This is a genomic window from Faecalibacterium sp. I3-3-33 (assembly GCF_023347295.1).
Classification (GTDB): Bacteria; Bacillota; Clostridia; order Oscillospirales; family Ruminococcaceae; genus Faecalibacterium.
This window is the reverse complement of sequence record NZ_CP094469.1, coordinates 2,142,276-2,162,959: the sequence shown is the minus strand read 5'-3', so window position 1 is coordinate 2,162,959 and position 20,684 is coordinate 2,142,276. Positions and strand designations below refer to the sequence as shown.

13 protein-coding genes, 4 tRNA genes, 3 rRNA genes and 1 other annotated feature are annotated in these 20,684 nt (G+C 56.0%); of the genes, 17 read left to right on the top strand and 3 right to left on the bottom strand.

The features are described from left to right. Nucleotides 1-95: 95 nt before the first annotated feature. From MTP39_RS10195 to MTP39_RS10115, 17 genes are all read left to right on the top strand, one after another. Nucleotides 96-1,880: a bifunctional homocysteine S-methyltransferase/methylenetetrahydrofolate reductase gene (locus tag MTP39_RS10195; RefSeq protein WP_249240446.1), complete on the top strand. Its 1,785-nt coding sequence runs from the start codon at nucleotides 96-98 to the stop codon at nucleotides 1,878-1,880. Nucleotides 1,881-1,903: 23 nt separating this feature from the next. Then, on the top strand, nucleotides 1,904-2,869 hold the full coding sequence (locus tag MTP39_RS10190; RefSeq protein ID WP_249240445.1) for a glycosyltransferase family 2 protein: 966 nt from the start codon (nucleotides 1,904-1,906) through the stop codon (nucleotides 2,867-2,869). A gap of 19 nt (nucleotides 2,870-2,888) precedes the next feature. Next, nucleotides 2,889-4,418, top strand: a complete 1,530-nt coding sequence (locus MTP39_RS10185) for a lipopolysaccharide biosynthesis protein (protein WP_249240444.1) — start codon at nucleotides 2,889-2,891, stop codon at nucleotides 4,416-4,418. Beyond that, a complete protein-coding gene (locus MTP39_RS10180; RefSeq protein WP_249240443.1) occupies nucleotides 4,415-5,401 on the top strand; it encodes a glycosyltransferase family 2 protein in 987 nt (328 codons plus the stop codon). Before MTP39_RS10185 ends, MTP39_RS10180 begins: the two co-directional genes overlap by 4 nt. A 35-nt stretch (nucleotides 5,402-5,436) precedes the next feature. Further along, nucleotides 5,437-5,666 (top strand) — a binding site (T-box leader). A gap of 57 nt (nucleotides 5,667-5,723) precedes the next feature. After that, the gene (locus MTP39_RS10175) at nucleotides 5,724-8,429 is read left to right on the top strand and encodes a valine--tRNA ligase (RefSeq protein WP_249240442.1); all 2,706 of its coding nucleotides are present in this window, start codon (nucleotides 5,724-5,726) and stop codon (nucleotides 8,427-8,429) included. 4 nt (nucleotides 8,430-8,433) lie between these two features. Beyond that, the gene (locus MTP39_RS10170) at nucleotides 8,434-8,946 is read left to right on the top strand and encodes a VanZ family protein (protein ID WP_249240441.1); all 513 of its coding nucleotides are present in this window, start codon (nucleotides 8,434-8,436) and stop codon (nucleotides 8,944-8,946) included. After that, entirely contained in the window at nucleotides 8,943-10,208 is a 1,266-nt protein-coding gene (locus MTP39_RS10165) for a folylpolyglutamate synthase (protein WP_249240440.1), read from the top strand. The genes MTP39_RS10170 and MTP39_RS10165 overlap by 4 nt, the downstream gene beginning before the upstream one ends. Nucleotides 10,209-10,308: 100 nt before the next feature. Further along, nucleotides 10,309-10,632, top strand: coding sequence for an anti-sigma factor antagonist (locus MTP39_RS10160; protein ID WP_249240439.1), 324 nt, complete (start codon nucleotides 10,309-10,311; stop codon nucleotides 10,630-10,632). Then, entirely contained in the window at nucleotides 10,629-11,069 is a 441-nt protein-coding gene (spoIIAB, locus tag MTP39_RS10155; RefSeq protein ID WP_015536793.1) for an anti-sigma F factor, read from the top strand. The genes MTP39_RS10160 and spoIIAB overlap by 4 nt, the downstream gene beginning before the upstream one ends. 21 nt (nucleotides 11,070-11,090) lie before the next feature. Beyond that, complete coding sequence (locus tag MTP39_RS10150) at nucleotides 11,091-11,765, top strand: sigma-70 family RNA polymerase sigma factor (RefSeq protein WP_249240438.1); 675 nt, start codon at nucleotides 11,091-11,093, stop codon at nucleotides 11,763-11,765. 447 nt (nucleotides 11,766-12,212) lie between these two features. Then, nucleotides 12,213-13,723: ribosomal RNA gene (locus tag MTP39_RS10145) — 16S ribosomal RNA — on the top strand. A 126-nt stretch (nucleotides 13,724-13,849) separates the two neighbouring features. After that, nucleotides 13,850-13,925: transfer RNA gene (locus MTP39_RS10140), tRNA-Ala, on the top strand. Between the two features lie 3 nt (nucleotides 13,926-13,928). Further along, nucleotides 13,929-14,005, top strand: a tRNA-Ile gene (locus MTP39_RS10135). 206 nt (nucleotides 14,006-14,211) lie between these two features. Further along, nucleotides 14,212-17,046: ribosomal RNA gene (locus tag MTP39_RS10130) — 23S ribosomal RNA — on the top strand. A gap of 126 nt (nucleotides 17,047-17,172) precedes the next feature. After that, nucleotides 17,173-17,289: ribosomal RNA gene (gene rrf, locus MTP39_RS10125) — 5S ribosomal RNA — on the top strand. Together the 16S, 23S and 5S rRNA genes with 4 tRNA genes alongside form the textbook arrangement of a ribosomal RNA operon. A 7-nt stretch (nucleotides 17,290-17,296) precedes the next feature. Continuing rightward, nucleotides 17,297-17,371, top strand: a tRNA-Glu gene (locus tag MTP39_RS10120). Between the two features lie 3 nt (nucleotides 17,372-17,374). After that, nucleotides 17,375-17,450: transfer RNA gene (locus MTP39_RS10115), tRNA-Lys, on the top strand. Nucleotides 17,451-17,612: 162 nt separating this feature from the next. Here MTP39_RS10115 and MTP39_RS10110 read toward each other — a convergent pair. Genes MTP39_RS10110 through MTP39_RS10100 form a run of 3 tightly spaced genes read right to left on the bottom strand, consistent with a single transcriptional unit; the run spans nucleotide 17,613 to nucleotide 20,643 of the window. Next, nucleotides 17,613-19,001, bottom strand: coding sequence for a site-specific integrase (locus MTP39_RS10110; RefSeq protein WP_249240437.1), 1,389 nt, complete (start codon nucleotides 18,999-19,001; stop codon nucleotides 17,613-17,615). Between the two features lie 19 nt (nucleotides 19,002-19,020). After that, a complete protein-coding gene (locus MTP39_RS10105; protein ID WP_112122197.1) occupies nucleotides 19,021-19,335 on the bottom strand; it encodes a helix-turn-helix domain-containing protein in 315 nt (104 codons plus the stop codon). A gap of 42 nt (nucleotides 19,336-19,377) precedes the next feature. Next, a complete protein-coding gene (locus MTP39_RS10100; protein ID WP_249240436.1) occupies nucleotides 19,378-20,643 on the bottom strand; it encodes a plasmid recombination protein in 1,266 nt (421 codons plus the stop codon). Nucleotides 20,644-20,684: the final 41 nt, after the last annotated feature.

Below are 20,684 nucleotides of genomic sequence, written 5' to 3'. Positions count from 1 at the left end.
GCGCCGCAAGCGAAATCAAGAAAACCGCTTGACCGGATGGGTGAACTACGATAAACTGAAAAATGAAATCTTTTTATAGGAAAGGGAAAGTATCGATGTTAGATGTGCGCAAACTGTTAGCTCAGCGGCCGCTGCTGTTCGATGGCGGCATGGGTACCTATTATAAAGCAAAACCGGGACAGGAGTGTGAGCAGGCAAACCTGACCGACCCCGAGGGCATTCTGGCAGTGCACCGGGCGTATCTTGCTGCCGGAGCCGATGCCATCAAGACCAATACCTTCAGTCTGCCGCGTCTGGCGGCGGCGCAGCAGCCAGGCTGGGAGCAGCTGGCAGATGCAGGCTGGCAGCTGGCAGCAAAGGCCGCAGGGGAGACCGGCGCGGCGGTGTTTGCCGACCTTGGCCCCGCACCGGATACCGAGAACCTCCCGGCGGAGCAGGTGTATCTTGCCGTAGCAAAGCGCTTTGCACTGCTGGGCGCACGGAATTTTCTGTTCGAGACCCTGAGCACCGAGGACGGTGTGCTGGAAGCGATTCGTGCGCTGAAGCAGACCGTGCCGGAGGCCTTTGTGCTGGTATCCTTTGCGGTGCTGCCGGACGGCTACACCCGCGAGGGCCGCTACTGCGCCGAACTTGTGCGCCGCATGGCGCAGAGCGGCGTGGTGGATGCCGTAGGCTTGAACTGTGTGTCTGCCCCGGGCGCGATGCGGGCACTGGTGCAGCAGCTGGGAGATGCAGGAGTGCCGCTTTCGGTCATGCCCAATGCAGGCTACCCGGTGGTGGCGCGGGCACAGGTGCGCTATCAGGGCAAGCCGGAATATTTTGCCCGGGAACTGAGCCGCCTTGCCGCCGAGGGCGTGCGCATTCTGGGCGGCTGCTGCGGCACAACACCGCAGCATATTGCTGCCCTGCGCACCGCACTGGATGCTCTGCCGGAAACGCTGCCCGCCGCCCCGGCGGCAAAGCCCGCTGCAGCGGCAAAGCCTGCGGTGGAAACGGACGATGCCTTTTTGCGCAAGCTGCGCGCCGGGCAGCGGGTCATCGCGGTGGAGCTGGACTCCCCCAAGGATGCCGACCTGACTGCCTATCTCGAGGGCGCCCGCCGTTTGCAGGCCGCCGGTGCGGACCTGCTGACCGTTGCAGACTGCCCCATTGCCCGGGCGCGGATGGATTCCTCGCTGGTGGCCTGCCGGGTGCACCGGGAGCTGGGCATGAACGTGCTGCCCCACATGACCTGCCGGGACCGCAACCTGAACGCCACCAAGGCGCTGCTGCTGGGACTGTACGCCGAGGGCGTGCGGGAGGTGCTGGCCATTACCGGCGACCCCATCCCCACCGCAGAGCGGGACGAGGTGAAAAACGTGTACCAGTTCAACTCCCGCAAGCTGGCGCAGTATATCGTATCGCTGGCCGGGGAGGGGCGGGAGATGCCCAGCCCCATCACGGTGTTCGGTGCGCTGAACCTGAACGCCCGCAATTTTGAGGTGGAGTTGCGCCGCGCTGCAGAAAAGCTGGAAAACGGCATGAGTGGTTTCCTCACCCAGCCGGTGCTGTCGGCACAGGCAGTGGAAAACCTGAAAAAAGCCCGGGAAACGCTGGGCGAGCGGGCAAAGATCCTGGCGGGTATCCTGCCGGTGGTCAGCCAGCGCAACGCCATCTTTATGGAAAACGAGATCAACGGCATCCATGTGGACGAGGCCATCATCCAGAAGTTTGAGGGGCTGGACCGCGCTGCAGGCGAGGAGCTGGGCTTGGAGGTCTCGGTACGGGCTGCCAAGGCGGCTGCACCCTATGCGGACGGCTTTTACTTGATGACCCCCTTCAACCGGGTGGCGCTGATGGAGCGGCTCATTGCCCGCCTGCGCACGGAAGTGACGGACTGAAAAGGATAGGAGAGGAACACGCTGTGCCCTGTGAAAAAACATTGCTCAGTATCATCGTGCCGGTGTACGATGTGGAACGCTATCTGCCCAAATGTATGGATTCCATTCTGGCGCAGACCTTTACGGACTTTGAGCTGATCCTTGTGGACGATGGCTCACCGGACGATTGCCCTGCGCTGTGCGATGCCGCCGCCGAAAAAGATGCCCGCATCCGGGTGATCCACCAGAAAAACGGGGGGCTATCTGCCGCCCGCAACGCCGGGTTGGACGCAGCAAGGGGCGCATGGATCGGCTTTGTGGATTCAGACGACTACATTGCACCGGAAATGTATGAAGTGCTGTACCAAGCCGTGCAAAGCACCGGGGCAGACCTTGCCCTGTGCGATTACGCCGAGGTGGACGAGACGGGTGCGCCATGCCAGTCGATGCACATCCGCCTTGAAAAAAAGGACTTTACCGGGCGGGATTTACTGAAAAATGCTACGGATTCGACGATCCAGCCTGCGTGGAACAAGCTGTACCGCCGCGCCGTCTTTGCGCAGCTGCGCTACCCGGAGGGAAAGTTGAACGAGGACCTTTTCCTGATCCCGGAAATCTGCCTGAATACCCAAAAAGCTGTGGTGGTGCCAAAGGCGCTGTATTATTATGTGCAGCGCGGCGGCAGCATTATGAGCGGCAATAAAACGCTGCGCCATTTCGATGCTGCCGAGGCGGCACAACGGTACTGGGACTGCCTTGTGGAAAACGCTGCATACGATGCACTGGCAAATGCGGCAAAATTTACGATGGGCAGCGTGAGCCGGGTGTACCGGCAGCTGCCCCCGGCGCTGCGCAAAGCGCCCCGCAGCCGTGAAATGCTGCGGATGCAGTTTGAGGTGGTCAACCACACCCGGCGGTACTGCGCCGTTCCGGGCGGGCTTTGGCTGCAAAGCTGGCTGCTGTGGCACTTTCCGCAGACATACAGTCGGCTGCGGGACATGAAGGGCTGAGAAGGAGAACAAAATTCGTATGAGAACGCGCTATACGCTTATCAATATGCTGGTCAATATCGGCGGGCAATTTTTTACGATGCTGCTCTCCTTTATCAACCGGATGGTGTTCATCCACTGCCTTTCGGCTGCCTATCTGGGCGTCAGTGGTCTGTTTACCGATGTGCTCAGTATCCTTAATTTTGCGGAGCTGGGCATCGGTACGGCTATGGTGTTCAGTATGTACGAACCGGCAGCCCGGGACGACGAGCAGAAACTGGCGCGGCTAATGAACCTGTATAAGTGGATGTACCGGGCGGTGGCGGCTTCGGTGCTGCTATTTGGGCTGGTGTTGCTGCCGTTTCTGCCCCACCTCATCAAGGGCGGCGAGGGCATTGAGAATATCCCCCTGATCTACATGATGTATGTGCTCGGTTCAGCAAGCTCCTATCTGCTGAACTATAAAAGCTCTATCTATCAGGCCTATCAGAAAAGTTATATCTGCACCGGTTGGGTTCTGGTGTGCGAGTGCATACGCACCATCGTGCAGATCGTGGCATTGCTGCTGACGGGCAACTTTATCCTGTACCTTGCCATCCAGCTGGTGGTGCAGTTCATACCCAATATTATGATCTCCCGCATGGTGGATAAGGAATTTCCCTACCTGAAGGAATGCCGGGAACTGCCGGAAAGGGAGGAGCGGAACGGCATCCTGAAAAACATCGGCGCCATGAGTATGCATAAGCTGGCGATCGTCATCGTGCGCAACACGGACAGCCTGCTGATGTCCTCCTTCATCGGGCTGGCAACGGTGGGTATCTACTCCAATTACCGGCTGGTGCTCAACGCGCTGAACAACCTGATGACCAAAGTCGTCACAGCCTTTTCCGGCAGCGTGGGCAACTTTGCAGCGCTGGAAAACTCTGACCGGCTGTATCGGGTGTATAAAGAGATGGATTTTCTCTTTTTTGTGCTGTCCGGCTACCTGACCGGCGGGCTGATGATGCTGTTCAACCCCTTGATCGCCCTGCTGTTTGGCAGGGAATACTGTTTCCCGATGACGACCGTGACGATCATCGTGGTGGAATTTTACATCACGCGGATGCGGCAGACGAACCTGCTGTTCCGGGAGGTCATGGGGCTGTTCTGGAACGACCGCTATAAGGCTGTGGCAGAGTCTGTTATCAATCTGGTGGTCTCCCTTGTGTTGGTGCAGCGTTACGGCGTGACCGGCATTATCGGGGGCACCATCATCAGCACGCTGTGCACCTGTGCGTGGATAGAGCCTTATATCTTTTTGAAATACGGCGTTCAGGAGGAATGGCAGCAGAAATACCGGGCCTACTTTGCGGAGTATCTGAAGCGGCTGCTGCTTACGGCGGCGGTCTCGGCGGCAGCAATGCTCTGGGTGCAGCGGTTCCCGGTAGGCAACTTTGGTGTTTTTATTCTGGACGGTGTGCTTTACACAGCCGTGTTCGTAGGGCTGATCGTGCTGGTCTATCATGGCAGTGCGGAGTATGCAGCGCTGAAGCAGCGCGGGTTGGAGATCTTGAAAAGGAGAGCGGGATGAATACGGAAAAAAGCCCCCTGATCTCGGTGATCGTACCGGTCTACAAGGTGGAAAAGTATCTGGCGGCGTGTCTGGACAGCCTGCTGGCGCAGACATATCAGAATTTTGAACTGATCGTTGTGAACGATGGCTCGCCGGACGGCTGCTGGCAGATCATGCAGCGCTATGCGGCGCAGGATGCCCGGGTGCGCATTTTCAACAAAGAAAACGGCGGGGTGTCCTCGGCACGCAATTTTGGGCTGGATGTGGCAAGGGGCGAGTACATCGGCTTTGTGGATTCCGATGACCTTGTGCTGCCGCAGTATCTGGAATGGCTGTACGATGCTTTGTGCAGCTGCGGCACCCGCATAGCCATGTGCCGCTACCGCAGCATACAGGAAAACGAGACCCTGTGGACGGTAACGGAATATCCGGCACCGCAGAGGATCACGGCGGAAAACTACTCGTGGATGCGGGAATGGAGCGGCGGGCACTGCTGGCGGATGCTGACCCACCGGGAACTGCTGCAGGATATCCGCTTTGACCCGGCGCTGTTCTACGGGGAGGATGCTCTGTTTTTTGTGACAGAATTTCTCAAGGCGGGCAGTATGGCGTTTTTGAACTGCCCGCTCTATGCCTACCTTGAACGTCCGAGCTCTGCCGTGCGGCAGGAGCCGAGCCTGCGTTTTTACACGGCGGCTCTGGCATGGGAACGGGTCTGGCAGCTGGTAAAGGGGCAGCCGGAGCCCTTCCGCAGCACTACGGAGCAGCGCTGCATCATGTCCTGCGCCGAGGTGTATTTCCGGCTGGTCAACCAGCCGGAGCGGGACCCGGAAAAGGAAAAAACACTGCTGGAGCTGGCAAAGACGCACCGCCGCGCTGCATGGAAGATCCCGTCAGAGCACAAAAGCCAGAAGCTGCAAGCGCTGATGGTGAGCTACTGTCCACATCTGGGTGCAAGGGTGTGGAAGCTGGTGCGTTGGGTGAAAGGTTTGAAAAACTGATTGACAAATCCCACAAAAAACGCTATATTCTTTTTATAAATGCGTTGAAAAAGAGTGTGCATCGTCTGGAGCCGCACAGAGAGCCGGGGGCAGCTGAAAACCCGGCGGGATACCGGCGGGGCACTGTCACTTTGGAGCAGAAGCGGTGAGCTTTGCCGGTAAGCCGCTTTCGGGTCTGCCCTACGTTACAGGGGCATCAAGGGGCGCGGAGCTTTCCGCGCAATTTGGGTGGTACCGCGGTTATGTATTTACAGCCGTCCCATGGAACGCTCCGTGGGGCGGCTTTTTGCGTCCCACTTCATCAAATTTTTGGGAGGACACTATGAAAGAGCTTGCAAAGCAGTACGATCCCAGTCAGGTGGAAGATCGTATCTACCAGTTCTGGCTGGACGGCGGCTACTTCCACACGAAGGCCGATCCGGACAAGAAACCTTATACCATCGTCATGCCGCCGCCGAACGTTACCGGTCAGCTGCACATGGGTCATGCGGTGGATAACACCATGCAGGACATCCTTATCCGCACCAAGCGGATGCAGGGCTATGCCGCCCTGTGGGTGCCCGGCACCGACCACGCTTCCATTGCTACCGAAGCCAAGGTGGTGGAGGCTATGCGCGCCGAGGGCCTGACCAAGGAAATGGTCGGCCGTGACGGTTTTCTGGAGCGCGCATGGGCATGGAAGACCAAGTACGGCAACCGCATCGTCAGCCAGCTGAAAAAGCTGGGCAGCAGCTGCGACTGGGAGCGCGAGCGCTTTACCATGGACGAGGGCTGCTCTGAGGCTGTCAAGGAAGTGTTTGTGCGCCTGTACGACAAGGGGCTGATCTACCGCGGCAACCGCATGGTCAACTGGTGCCCCCACTGCAACACCTCCATCTCCGACGCTGAGGTGGAGTACGAGGAGAAGGACGGCAGCTTCTGGCATCTGCTGTACCCGGTCAAGGAGACCGGCGAGATGCTGGAGCTGGCTACCACCCGCCCCGAGACCATGCTGGGTGATACTGCTGTGGCCATCAACGGCGAGGATCCCCGCTACGCCCATCTGCACGGCTGCCATGTGGTGCTGCCCCTGCTGAACAAGGAGATCCCCATCGTCTGCGATGAGCACGCCGATATGACCAAGGGCACCGGTGTCGTGAAGATCACCCCCGCCCACGACCCCAACGACTTTGAAGTCGGTCTGCGCCACGACCTGCCCATCGTGCGCGTGTTTACCTACGACGGCCACATGACCGGCGCTGCCGACAAGGCTGCCGCCGATGCTCTGTTTGCCGCCGGCAAGAACACCGTCAACGAGCCTCAGGTGCTGGACTGCGGCAAGTACGCCGGCATGACCACGCTGGAAGCCCGCAAGGCTATTCTGGCCGACCTGAAGGAGGGCGGTTTCCTGAAGGAGATCGAGCCCCTCAAGCACGAGGTGGGCACCTGCTATCGCTGCCACTCCACCATCGAGCCGATGATCTCCAAGCAGTGGTTCGTCAAGATGGAGCCGCTGGCAAAGCCCGCCATCGAGAGCGTGGAGAAGGGCGAGATCAAGTTTGTGCCCGAGCGCTTTACCAAGAACTATATGAACTGGATGAAGAACACCCGCGACTGGTGCATCAGCCGCCAGCTGTGGTGGGGTCACCAGATCCCGGCTTGGTACTGCGACGACTGCGGCGAGACCGTGGTGGCAAAGTCCGCTCCCTGCAGCTGCCCCAAGTGCGGCAGCGCAAAGCTGACGCAGGACCCCGACACGCTGGATACCTGGTTCTCCTCTGCCCTGTGGCCCTTCAGCACGCTGGGTTGGCCCAACGAGGACAGCGCCGACCTGAAGTATTTCTACCCCACCAACACGCTGGTCACCGGTTACGACATCATCGGTTTCTGGGTCAGCCGCATGATCTTCTCCGGTCTGGCTTACACCGGCAAGGCGCCTTTTGATACCGTCTGCATCCACGGTATCGTCCGCGACAGTCAGGGCCGTAAGATGTCCAAGAGCCTTGGCAACGGCATCGACCCGCTGGAAGTCATTGCCCAGTACGGCGCAGACGCTCTGCGCTTTATGCTGGTGGATGGCTCCACCCCGGGCAACGATATGCGCTATATTGAAAAGAAGGTGGAAGCTGCCCGCAACTTTGCCAATAAGCTGTGGAACGCCACCCGCTTTGTGCTGATGAACCTGCCCGAGGACTTTGAGCCGGGTCTGCCCAGCGAAGATCTGCTGGACATGAGCGACAAGTGGGTGCTGACCAAGCTGAATCAGGTCGCCGGTGCTATGACCGATAATCTGGAGCACTACGAGATGGGTCTGGCTGCTGCCAAAATCAACAGCTTTATCTGGGACGTCTACTGCGACTGGTTCATCGAGATCGCAAAGCCCCGCCTGAACTCCGGCGATGCACAGCAGGCCGACACCGCCCGCCGTGTGCTGGTGTATGTGCTGGATAAGGCACTCAAGCTGCTGCACCCCTTCATGCCCTTCATCACCGAGGAGCTGTATCAGGCTCTGCCCGGCTCTGCCGAGACCATCATGACGCAGGCATGGCCCACCTTTGACGCTGCTCACAACTGGGCAGCCGAGGAAGAAGCCTTTGAAAAGGTGATGGATTATATCAAGGCTGTGCGTACCATGCGCACCGAGATGAACGTGCATCCCGCTAAAAAGACCAGCATGATCATCGAGACTGCCGATGCAGCCCCCTTCCAGAACGCACAGGTCTATCTGGCTAAGTTCGCCTTTGCCACCGATGTGACCTTTACCGAAAAGTACGAGGGCAGCACCGACGGCATGGTGCAGGTGTCCACCCACGCCGCCCGCGGCTTCATCCCCATGATGGAGCTCATCGACCGCGAGAAGGAGCTGGCACGCCTGAACAAGGAAAAGGCCAAGGCTGAAAAGGAAATGGCCATGTTCGGCAACCAGCTGAACAATCCCAAGTTCGTGGAGCGTGCCCCGGCGGCTCTGGTGGAGGAGATCCGCACAAAGTTCACCAAGAGTCAGGACAAGCTGGCCAACATTGAGCAGAGCATCAAGGCTCTGGGTTGAGACTGTGGAACGCTATAACGATACGGAACGCACCTCACTGTGGGTCATTGCGGGACGGGTGGTCTTTACCGTTGCACTCATCGCCTGCATCTGGTTCATCTTTTCCAACTCCATGGCGGTGGCTACGGTCTCTTCCGGCGCAAGCGGTCGGGTGCTGGCGTGGATGCGTACCATCCTGCGCCGTCTGGGTCAGCCGGGGCTGGCAGAGCATCTGACCATGCACATCGTGCGCAAGATGGCACACTTTTGCGAGTATATGCTGGAGGGCTTTCTGCTCATGCTCTGTATGCGGGTGTACAGCCGTCACCCGCTGCGGCATATCACGGTGCCCATGCTGGGCGGTGTGCTGACGGCGCTGACCGATGAGACCATTCAGATCTTCTCGGAGGGGCGCAGCAGTCAGGTTACCGATGTGTGGCTGGATTCTGCCGGTGTTCTGGCAGGCATCCTTGTTGCCATCGTGCTGTTGCTGGCCTGCGAGGGACTGTATTATCACATAAAAAGGAGTAACGAATGACCATCCAACAGGCAAATCAGTATTTTGCAGCCCTGCCGGACGGCTTTGCCGACCCGGAGCAGCTGGGTGCGCTGCTGCCCGCCTCGGTGCAGCAGGTGCAGTTCGTGGGCATAGCAGGCACTGCCGGTAAAACGGCGGTGGCGCGTCTGCTGACGGCCATCCTGCGCGCGCAGGGCATTCGTGCCGGTGTCTACCATGCCGGGTGCGAACCCCTTGCGGCTCGCATCCGGGTGGCAGGCGAGCCGGTGGACGAGGCGCTGCTGTGCCGCGCCGCCGATGCCCTTGCCGCCCATGAGGAACTGCCCATGCAGGCGGCGGAGCTTGCCGCCGCTGCATACTGCTTTGGGGAAGCTGGCTGCACGCTGGCGGTAGTAGAGCTGCCGGACGCGGGCCTTGCTGCGGCACTGCCCAAAATGCCGGTGTGCGCCGTCACAGCGGTGGGGCCGGACGGCGTGAGCCGCTCGGTGGAGCGTCTGGCTGCATTGGCAGGCGGCGTGATGCGCAAGGACAGCATCTGTGTCACCGCGCCGGAGCAGCCTAAGGCGGTGCTCAGTGAGCTGGTTGTGGCTGCTGGCAAGTGCGGCTGTGAGCTGGTAGTGCCCGACCCGGAGGATATCACCTTTTTGGAAGCGGAACAGTTTGCCAGCCGGGTGGACTACGGCGGCTATACGGTGCCGCTGGCCTTTTTGGGACGTCACGCCGCAGGCAACGCCGCCATGGCGGTGGAGTTGGCGCTGGCGCTCTGCCGCAAGGAGGTGGATATCTCCGACGAAGCGATTCTGGATGGCATTGCTGCCGTGGACAACCGTTGCAGCATCCGGGTGCTTTCCCAGCGCCCGCTGGTCATTCTGGATGCCTGCCGCACCCCGCAGCAGGCTGCTGCACTGCTGCGTGTGCTGAACATGGCCAAGGTGCGCCACATGAGCGCCATCATCGGTCTGACCGAGGAGGAGGGCGCCGAGGCATTCTTCTCCGCGCTGGAGACCGGTCTGAGCCCCGAGGAGCAGAAAAAGGATAAATCCACCATGCCCGGCATGAGCGAGAGCCCCTTTGATAAGGTGTATCTCGTCACGCCCGCCGGTGTGGAGGAGCAGCTGACCCGGCGTCTGACCGAGAAGGCAAAATATCACTTTGACGCTCAGCTCTGCACCAGTCTGGACGAGGCAGTGCAGCTGGCACACGCCAACACCCGCCGCGGTCTGCTGGTCTGCGGCAGCGAGGCGGCAGCGCTGGAAGCAGCGGCTCTGCTGGCAAAGGCGTAAGCTGCCGACAGCTTTTTCTAAAAAATAACCCGAAAATCCCGTACACTGAAGCTATGTGTACGGGATCTTTTATTTTGCAAAAAAAGGAGATGGACAAGCAATGGCAACAGTGACCTTCAGCGCGGCAGGGGAGACCCTGTACGCCTATCTGGCGGGGGAGATCGACCACGATGCCGCCCAGAGCCTGCGGATGCAGCTGGACGATGCACTGGTCAGCCGCAGCCCCCGCACCTTGATTATCGATCTTGGCGGGGTGGGATTCATGGATTCCTCCGGCGTCGGGCTTATTCTTGGGCGGCAGCGCTGCGCCCGCGTTCTGGGCACGACCCTGCGGCTGCAGCACGCCCCCGCACAGCTGCAAAAAGTTCTGCGGCTGGCGGGCATCCCCTGTACGGAGAACATAGAAAAGGAGAATGCGCAATGAAAGCAGAGAACAGCACCCGTGTCCAGTTTGATTCCCTCAGCAGCAACGAGGCCTACGCCCGCGGCGTTACGGCAGCCTTTCTGGCACGGTACGACCCCACTGTGCCGCAGCTGGCCGACCTGAAAACGGCAGTGTCTGAGGCGGTGACCAATTGCATCGTTCACGCCTACCCGGAGCATATCGGGCCGGTGTGCATGACCATTGCGGTCTACCCCGACCGGGAGGTGCACATCACCATTACAGATAAAGGCATCGGCATCCCCAATGTGGAGCAGGCCATGCAGCCGTTGTTCACCACCGGCAACCCGGAAGAACGCTCCGGTCTGGGTTTTGCGGTGATGCAGAGCTTCATGGACAGGGTAAAAGTCACCTCAAAGCCCGGCAAGGGCACAAAGGTGCTGCTGGTCAAGCGTCTGTCCCGGCGGGAGCCTACATAAAAAGGAAAGGCGGTCCGGTATATGGTAACGGATAAGACCCGGCGGGAAGCATTTATCACGCAGAATCTGGGGCTGGTGCACGCCTGTGCGGGCAGATTCCGTGGGCGCGGCATGGAGTATGACGATTTATACAGCGCAGGCTGTGTGGGGCTCATCAAAGCCTATGATAATTTTGACGAGAGCCGGGGCGTGTGTTTTTCCACCTATGCCGTGCCGGTGATCCTTGGCGAGATCAAAAAGCTGTTCCGGGATGGAGGCACGGTCAAGGTGAGCCGTTCCCTGAAAGAGCTGGGAATGCGGGTGCAGGCGGCACGGGAGCATACCATGAAGCTGTGCGGCTCAGAGCCTACCTTACAGCAGCTGGCAGAGCAGCTGGATGAACCGATAGAGAATGTGGCCCTTGCCATACAGGCTGCGCAGCCCGCCATGAGCCTGACCCCGGAGAGCGGCGAGGATGGAGATCGGCAGTTAGATATCCCGGTGGAATCCCCGGAGGAGGAGCTGGCAGATCGAATCAGTCTGGCAGAGGTGATCGAAGCGCTGCCGGAGCAGGATAAGCAGCTGATCCGTCTGCGCTTTTATGGCAACCGCACCCAGAGCGAGACTGCAAAAGCACTGCACACGACTCAGGTGCAGATCTCCCGGCGGGAACGCAAGATCCTGATCCGGCTGCGTGCCCGGCTTTTGGAGGAATAAGGGAGGAAGTGTCTATAAAAAATGTAAAAAACTGGGCAAAAAGTCAAAAGAATGATTTTAGCGTAAAAAATGTAAAAAAGCGCTTGCTTTTTGAAGGATGCTGTGCTAAAATACATTACTGTCAGGCGGACGTCCGACAGAATGAAACACTTCAAAATGGACGTCAGACGGAAAGATTCGACAGAATCAAAAATGAATCTCAAAAATCTTTCAAAAAAGTGCTTGACAACTTATCACGAAAGTGATAAAATAATTAAGCTTTCAGCCGATAAGGCTGCGGCGCACAGGACCTTGAAAATTGAACAATATCGAAAGAACTTGTAACGGAACCTATTTTCGTGTTGGAAAAACACGGTAAACAATTCCAAACAAAAGTAATTCACACAGGACGCAAGCGATTGCGTGCTGAGCGAAACAAGATTTAACACTTTTAAGTGATAAATATCATTTATAAAGAGTTTGATCCTGGCTCAGGACGAACGCTGGCGGCGCGCCTAACACATGCAAGTCGAACGAGCGAGAGAGAGCTTGCTTTCTCGAGCGAGTGGCGAACGGGTGAGTAACGCGTGAGGAACCTGCCTCAAAGAGGGGGACAACAGTTGGAAACGACTGCTAATACCGCATAAGCCCACGGGTCGGCATCGACCAGAGGGAAAAGGAGTGATCCGCTTTGAGATGGCCTCGCGTCCGATTAGCTAGTTGGTGAGGTAACGGCCCACCAAGGCGACGATCGGTAGCCGGACTGAGAGGTTGAACGGCCACATTGGGACTGAGACACGGCCCAGACTCCTACGGGAGGCAGCAGTGGGGAATATTGCACAATGGGGGAAACCCTGATGCAGCGACGCCGCGTGGAGGAAGAAGGTCTTCGGATTGTAAACTCCTGTTGTTGAGGAAGATAATGACGGTACTCAACAAGGAAGTGACGGCTAACTACGTGCCAGCAGCCGCGGTAAAACGTAGGTCACAAGCGTTGTCCGGAATTACTGGGTGTAAAGGGAGCGCAGGCGGGAAGACAAGTTGGAAGTGAAATCCATGGGCTCAACCCATGAACTGCTTTCAAAACTGTTTTTCTTGAGTAGTGCAGAGGTAGGCGGAATTCCCGGTGTAGCGGTGGAATGCGTAGATATCGGGAGGAACACCAGTGGCGAAGGCGGCCTACTGGGCACCAACTGACGCTGAGGCTCGAAAGTGTGGGTAGCAAACAGGATTAGATACCCTGGTAGTCCACACTGTAAACGATGATTACTAGGTGTTGGAGGATTGACCCCTTCAGTGCCGCAGTTAACACAATAAGTAATCCACCTGGGGAGTACGACCGCAAGGTTGAAACTCAAAGGAATTGACGGGGGCCCGCACAAGCAGTGGAGTATGTGGTTTAATTCGACGCAACGCGAAGAACCTTACCAAGTCTTGACATCCTGCGACGGTTCTGGAAACAGAACTTTCCTTCGGGACGCAGAGACAGGTGGTGCATGGTTGTCGTCAGCTCGTGTCGTGAGATGTTGGGTTAAGTCCCGCAACGAGCGCAACCCTTATGGTCAGTTACTACGCAAGAGGACTCTGGCCAGACTGCCGTTGACAAAACGGAGGAAGGTGGGGATGACGTCAAATCATCATGCCCTTTATGACTTGGGCTACACACGTACTACAATGGCGTTAAACAAAGAGAAGCAAGACCGCGAGGTGGAGCAAAACTCAGAAACAACGTCCCAGTTCGGACTGCAGGCTGCAACTCGCCTGCACGAAGTCGGAATTGCTAGTAATCGCAGATCAGCATGCTGCGGTGAATACGTTCCCGGGCCTTGTACACACCGCCCGTCACACCATGAGAGCCGGGGGGACCCGAAGTCGGTAGTCTAACCGCAAGGAGGACGCCGCCGAAGGTAAAACTGGTGATTGGGGTGAAGTCGTAACAAGGTAGCCGTAGGAGAACCTGCGGCTGGATCACCTCCTTTCTAAGGAGTCAGGCAATGACAGAGCATCTAAGATGGTCAGTCATTGGAACAGGTGATACGTGAGAGTTTAAGTAGATATTGTTCGATTTTGAGGGCCCTGAAAAGGGGTTACTCAAAACCTTATGTGGGGGTTTAGCTCAGCTGGGAGAGCACCTGCTTTGCAAGCAGGGGGTCAAGGGTTCGATTCCCTTAATCTCCACCACATGGGCCAATAGCTCAGCTGGCTAGAGCACACGACTGATAATCGTGAGGTCGATGGTTCGAGTCCATTTTGGCCCACCATGTGATGAAAATCAGAGTTCCGGGAGACCGGGCTTTGAGGGACATCACCAAGACGTACCTTGAAAACTGAATAATAACTGCGAAACAAAGATTATAGTAAGTTCTTTTTTAAGAAATATTACAATTTCAAAAGGAAGGGTAACAATAATCTTCGTTGGCAAGAGAGAATCAAGAGGATACCAAATGTTCTTAAAGAACGTTTGAAAGGTCAAGCGAACAAGGGCGCAGGGCGAATGCCTTGGCACTGGGAGCCGATGAAAGACGTGATAAGCTGCGATAAGCTTCGGGGAGCTGCAAATAAGCATTGATCCGGAGATTTCTGAATGAGGAAACTCACCTGGGTTCATACTCAGGTACGTTATACTGAACTTAAAAATAGGTATATCGAGGGAACCGCCTGAACTGAAACATCTAAGTAGGGCGAGGAAGAGACATCAAACGAGATTCCGTAAGTAGTGGCGAGCGAACGCGGAAGAGGGCAAACCGGGAGTAGAAATACTTCCGGGGTACGGACCGCATTTAGGACTTGAGTTGTTAACCGAACGGCATGGGAAGGCCGGTCAGAGAGTGTGAGAACCACGTAGGTGAAAACGACAAGAGCTGAGCGAGTTCCAGAGTACGGCCAGACACGTGAAACCTGGTCGGAATACGGGGGGACCACCCTCCAACCCTAAATACTACCCAGTGACCGATAGCGTATAGTACTGTGAAGGAAAGGTGAAAAGCACCCCGGGAGGGGAGTGAAAAAGAACCTGAAACCCTGTGCCTACAAGCACCTAGAGCACGTCAATGTGTGATAGGGTACTTTTTGTAGAACGGTCCGGCGAGCGATTGTATGCAGCAAGGTTAAGGACTTAAGGTCTGGAGCCGAAGCGAAAGCGAGTTTGAAAAGGGCGTTAAGTTGCATACAATGGGCCCGAAACCGGGTGACCTACCCATGGTCAGGTTGAAGTGGAAGTAAAATTCCATGGAGGACCGAACCGACCTCCGTTGAAAAGGCGGCGGATGAACTGTGGGTAGCGGAGAAATTCCAATCGAACCCGGAGATAGCTGGTTCTCCCCGAAATAGTTTTAGGACTAGCCTCAAGTTAGATACCTGGAGGTAAAGCACTGAATAGCCTAGCGGCCGAGAGGTTAGCGAAGCTTATCAAACTCAGAATGCCAGAGTATTGATGCTTGGGAGTCAGACAGTGTCAGATAAATGTCATTGTCAAAAGGGAAACAGCCCAGATCTACAGCTAAGGTCCCAAAGTCAGGTTAAGTGGAAAACGATGTGAAGATACGTAGACAACCAGGATGTTGGCTCAGAAGCAGCCACACATTCAAAGAGTGCGTAATAGCTCACTGGTCGAGCGTCTTTGCGCGGAGAATTTAACGGGGCTAAACCTGACACCGAAGCTTAGGCAATACAGTAATGTATTGGGTAGGGGAGCGTTGTATACGCGGTGAAACAGTAGCGCAAGCGGCTGTGGAGTGTATAGAAGTGAGAATGCCGGAATGAGTAGCGCGAATGCAGTGAGAATCTGCATGGCCGAAAGCCTCAGGTTTCTGGAGGAAGGTTCGTCCGCTCCAGGTTAGTCGGGAGCTAAGGTGAGGCCTAACGGCGTAGCCGATGCACAGACGGTAGAGATTCCGTCACCACCAAAAGAGTTAAACACAGGGACACATTTGAAGTCTCGGAGCCGGGTGTTGGTTCCGGTAGCGATCGAGGGAAATTAGTACCGAAGTCCGGGATGGAAGATGGCGAGAAAAGCTGTGTGTATTTCTGCGGTGCCCGTACCGCAAACCGACACAGGTAGGTAGGAAGAAGATTCTAAGGCCAACGGGAGAAGGGTTGTTAAGGAACTCGGCAAATTGACCCCGTAACTTCGGGAGAAGGGGTGCTCTAGAGATAGAGCCGCAGAGAATCGGCCCAAGCAACTGTTTACCAAAAACACAGGTTTGTGCTAAATCGAAAGATGACGTATACGAGCTGACGCCTGCCCGGTGCTGGAAGGTTAAGAGGAGATGTGCAAGCATTGAATCGAAGCCCCAGTGAACGGCGGCCGTAACTATAACGGTCCTAAGGTAGCGAAATTCCTTGTCAGGTAAGTTCTGACCCGCATGAAAGGCGTAATGATTTGGGCACTGTCTCGACAGCCCGCCCGGCGAAATTGTAGTACCGGTGAAGATGCCGGTTACCCGCGACAAGACGGAAAGACCCCATGGAGCTTTACTGTAGCCTAATATTGGGTTTCGATGTTGCATGCACAGGATAGATGGGACACTGGGAAGCAAGTGCTTTGGCATTTGTGGAGTGGCCGTTGGGATACCATCCTTGCGATATTGGAATTCTAACCTGCGCCTTTGAATCAAGGCGGGGGACATTGTTAGGTGGGCAGTTTGACTGGGGCGGTCGCCTCCTAAAGAGTAACGGAGGCGTTCAAAGGTTCGCTCAGCTTGAACGGAAATCAAGCAAAAGAGTGCAAACGCAGAAGCGAGCCTAACTGCGAGACTGACGGGTCGAGCAGTAACGAAAGTTGGAGTTAGTGATCCGGTGGTATGTGAGTGGAAATGCCATCGCTCAACGGATAAAAGTTACCCTGGGGATAACAGGCTGATCTCCCCCAAGAGTCCACATCGACGGGGAGGTTTGGCACCTCGATGTCGGCTCATCGCATCCTGGGGCTGTATTCGGTCCCAAGGGTTTGGCTGTTCGCCAATTAAAGCGGTACGCGAGCTGGGTTCAGAACGTCGTGAGACAGTTCGGTCCCTATCTGTCGTGGGCGCAGGATATTTGATGGGAGCTGTTCCTAGTACGAGAGGACCGGAGCGGACGTACCTCTGGCGCACCAGTTGTTCTGCCAAGGGCATAGCTGGGCAACTATGTACGGATCGGATAAACGCTGAAAGCATCTAAGCGTGAAGCCGACCCAAAGATAAGATATCCCATTGTTTCAAACAAGTAAGACCCCTTGAAGACTACAAGGTTGATAGGCACGATGTGTAAGTGGAGCGATCCATTCAGCAAGCGTGTACTAATAGGTCGAGGGTTTGACCACAATTCGCTTGAGACTTTTAAGTCAACGAAAAAATGTTAGCAGTGATTATTCAGTTTTGAAGGCACGTCCTTCTAAGAAATACTGGACAGAAACACAGAAATGTGTTATACTGATTCAGTCAAATCGGTCGGTGTCGATGACGGTAAGGTTCCACCTGTTCCCATTCTGAACACAGAAGTTAAGCTTACTTGTGCCGAAGATAGTTAGCTGGAAACGGCTTGTGAAAATAGGTAGTCGCCGACTTTTATATGGCCCGTTGGTCAAGCGGTTAAGACAGAGGCCTCTCACGCCTTTAACATCGGTTCGATTCCGGTACGGGTCACCATATGCACCTCTAGCTCAGTTGGTAGAGCAACTGACTCTTAATCAGTGGGCCCAGGGTTCGAGTCCCTGGAGGTGCACCAGATATTGAACGTCAAATCGTAAGATTTGGCGTTCTTTTTTGTTATGTAACCCCGAAAATTCGGGGTCTGCACGGTCAATGCACGGTTTTTGCACGGTCGGCTTTTTCGTGGGAATCCTCTGCATAAGCTGGAATTGCTTTGAAATGCGTGGTAAATTTTGCATCAGGTCAGCAGTGCAAGACGGAGCTGTGCCTTTACTTCAGGGTCGGCGTTCTTCAGAAGTTCCAGCAGAGCAGTCATAGAGATGGTCGGTTCGCCTGCGGCGGGTACAGCCTGTGGGCTGGGGCTTTCCTGTTTCGCATAGAACCCTTCCTCAAACTTTTTCCCAAGTTCTACACGAGAGGACTGCTGGATATGGGCGTAGGTGTTCACCAGCATATCCGCCGTAGCATGACCTGTTGTACCCTGCACAGCCTTCACATCGCCGCCGGAGATCATCAGCTGATAGGTGGCACTGGAATGCCGCAGACCGTGGAACACGATACGGGGGAACTCTGGGTGTGCGTCCTGCCATTTCAGAAACTTCTTGCGGATGAGCACCGGCTCTACCGCCAGACCGTTGGGCAGGCGGAACAGCATTCCGCTGTCATGGTAACGTGCTGGGTCTTTCCTCTCGTTTGCTGCTAACTGATTCAGCCACTTCTTCAATTCTTCTTTTAGTGCAGAGGTCATGAAGATGGTGCGGCAGGAGGATGCGGTTTTGGTGCTTTTCAGGATGAGGGAAGTGGTACTGCGCTCCAGCTTGTCCGGGAATACCTTGATGATGCAGCCATCGTCCACTTGGTTCAGGGCTTCTTTTCGCACCCGCTGCATGGATTTGTTGATACGGAAGGTTCCGATACCGTCCGCAGCATCAAAGTCAATATCCTCTGGGGTCAGACCAACGATCTCGCCTTCTCGCAGCGCGCCCACCAGTGTGAGATGGACTGCCAGATGCAGGATGGGGTCCTCCATGCTGTCCAGAGCCGCCCGCATTTCCTCTACCGTCCAGATGGTGCGCTCCTGCGTGGACTTCTTGGGGCTGTCCACAGGAACAGGACTTTTGACAAGAATGCCCCATTCCACGGCGTACTGGAACGCTGTGCCCAGCAGCCGATGCACCTCATGGATCGTCGTGCCGGAAAGGAATCGCTGCTTCTGCTTTTCGGTCAATTCCTGCTTCTTTCCCTCGATATACGAACCGCAGGGCGTTTTGCTCAGGGTCGTATAGAGGTTTTCCATGTGGTAGGGCTTAAGTTTCTGCATCTCCATGCTGCCGATATAGGGGATAATCAGATTCTGGATGGTGGAAAGATTGGATTCGTAGGTTTTTGGGGCCCACTTGTGCTTGCTGCACTGCTTGGGCAGCCAATCCATGAGGAAATCTGCCACCGTCACCGAGGACGGAATCAGGAATGTGCCAGCTGCCAGTTCATGTTCGATCTGCTTCTTTCGGTTCGTTGCCTCCTCTTTTGTAGGAAAACTTTCCCATTTGTCGCAGCTCTTGCCGTGTTCATCTTCGTAGGTGTAGCGGACGCTGTAAGAGTTGCCGCGCTTCGTAATATATGCCATACTGTTTGCCTCCTTCTTATCAAGCTGCCCGGTAGAGCCACGCATCGAAGCTGTCCTTCGGCACACGGATGCTTCCGCCTACCCGCAGGACACGGAATTCGGTGGTGCTGTTGCACAGGTTGTAAGCAGAGCGCAGACTGATGGCCAGCATTCGTGCGATCTCTTCCACCGTGTACACCAGCTTTGTAGTTGCCGGGCTGTCAGTCGGAGACTTGACGGCATTGGTTTGAGTGACCACTTCCATTGTAGTGGGATTCGAGTCCTTTTGCAAGAACTTATTCGTATAATCGGAAGATTGCACAGGGACGGTCATAGAATTACGGTCAAAATCCATAAGCATTTCTCCTTATATTGTCATATCATCTAAAAATTCAGCTTAAAGTTCTACATCTTGCCCACGCCTGCGGTTTCGCTGCTGCACATTCATGGTGAGCTCCTGCTTGGGGGCAAGAATCTTTTCCAGAAAGCCGCGCACCAGTTCGGGCGCACGGTGGAGAGCATCCAGATAGGGTTTCACGTCGTACCACAGGTCGTGGTACTTGTTGCTCCAACGAACGGCCTCCTTCTTGGCGGTGGAAAGTTCTTCTTTCAAGCGGCGGTTCTCCACGTCCATCATATAGCCGTGGTCGGCTTGCTTTTTCAGCTTGGAAAATTCTTCTTCGGTCAGCGAGTAGTTACCGAGAAAGGTGCGCTTGCCGATATAATCCAGATCGCGCGCATGAATGAGGGCTTCTTTCGTGAGCGTGGCCTTTTTCTGCACAGCGGCAAGTTCCTTCTCCTTTTTGGAGAGGGTCTGACTGGTTTTGGCAAGCGACTGCGCCTTTTGGTCGGCTTGGGCGGTCAGGCTGTCCAGCCGTTCCTGCTCCCGCTGGACTTTGAACTGGGTGACGGTCAGGTGTTCTTCGGTGCTGCCGCGCTCACCGCGCTCTACATCCGTGTACCCGGCATTGCGCATATAGTTGAAGAAATCGTCTTGCAGGACACTGTACGACTTCTTCAGGACTGGCTTGCCGCTCTTTTGCAGGACAGGCTTTCCAGCATCGTCCAGCAGGGGCTTGGAAGCCCACTTCTTGCTTCGGCTGACCTGCATGACGGTCTCCTTGACGGTGCCGACCAGTGCCTTGTCCTTGCAGCGTTTCGACCAGAGGATCTGTTTTTCCACCACAGGTACATAGACCACGTGGAGATGGTAGTGGTAGACCTCCTGGCCCAGTGCTTCGGTCATGGCACGGTTGATCTCATCGGCGTGCATGACTGCCGAGAGGATATACTGCTCACCACCCACGATTTGCACAGCAGCTTTGTAGGCATCCGCATAGAACTGCTTGGCGAACTCGTAGCCACCGTGATTGTCAAAATAGGCCGAGTTGACATCAAAGACAAGCTCGCAATAATGGGTGGCATCCGGCTTCAGGCCGCGCGTTGAAATCGTACCAGCGGTTTCCAGTTGGGCGAACAGGTCAGTGTAGCTGGCGGTTGGCTTTTTGAAGTGGACGTTCCATGCAGCGCGCTGGGGGATAATATCGGGGTTCCGATAGCTGTCCTTTTCACGCTCATTGTGCTGCTGGGTGTTGCCAACGGCCTTGTCCGAAACGGCGAGATTCCGGACACTGGTGCGGTCAACGCCATCGTTTCTTGCCAAAGGGCATCCCTCCTTTCAAGGTTCATCGAGAGGTGACGGGG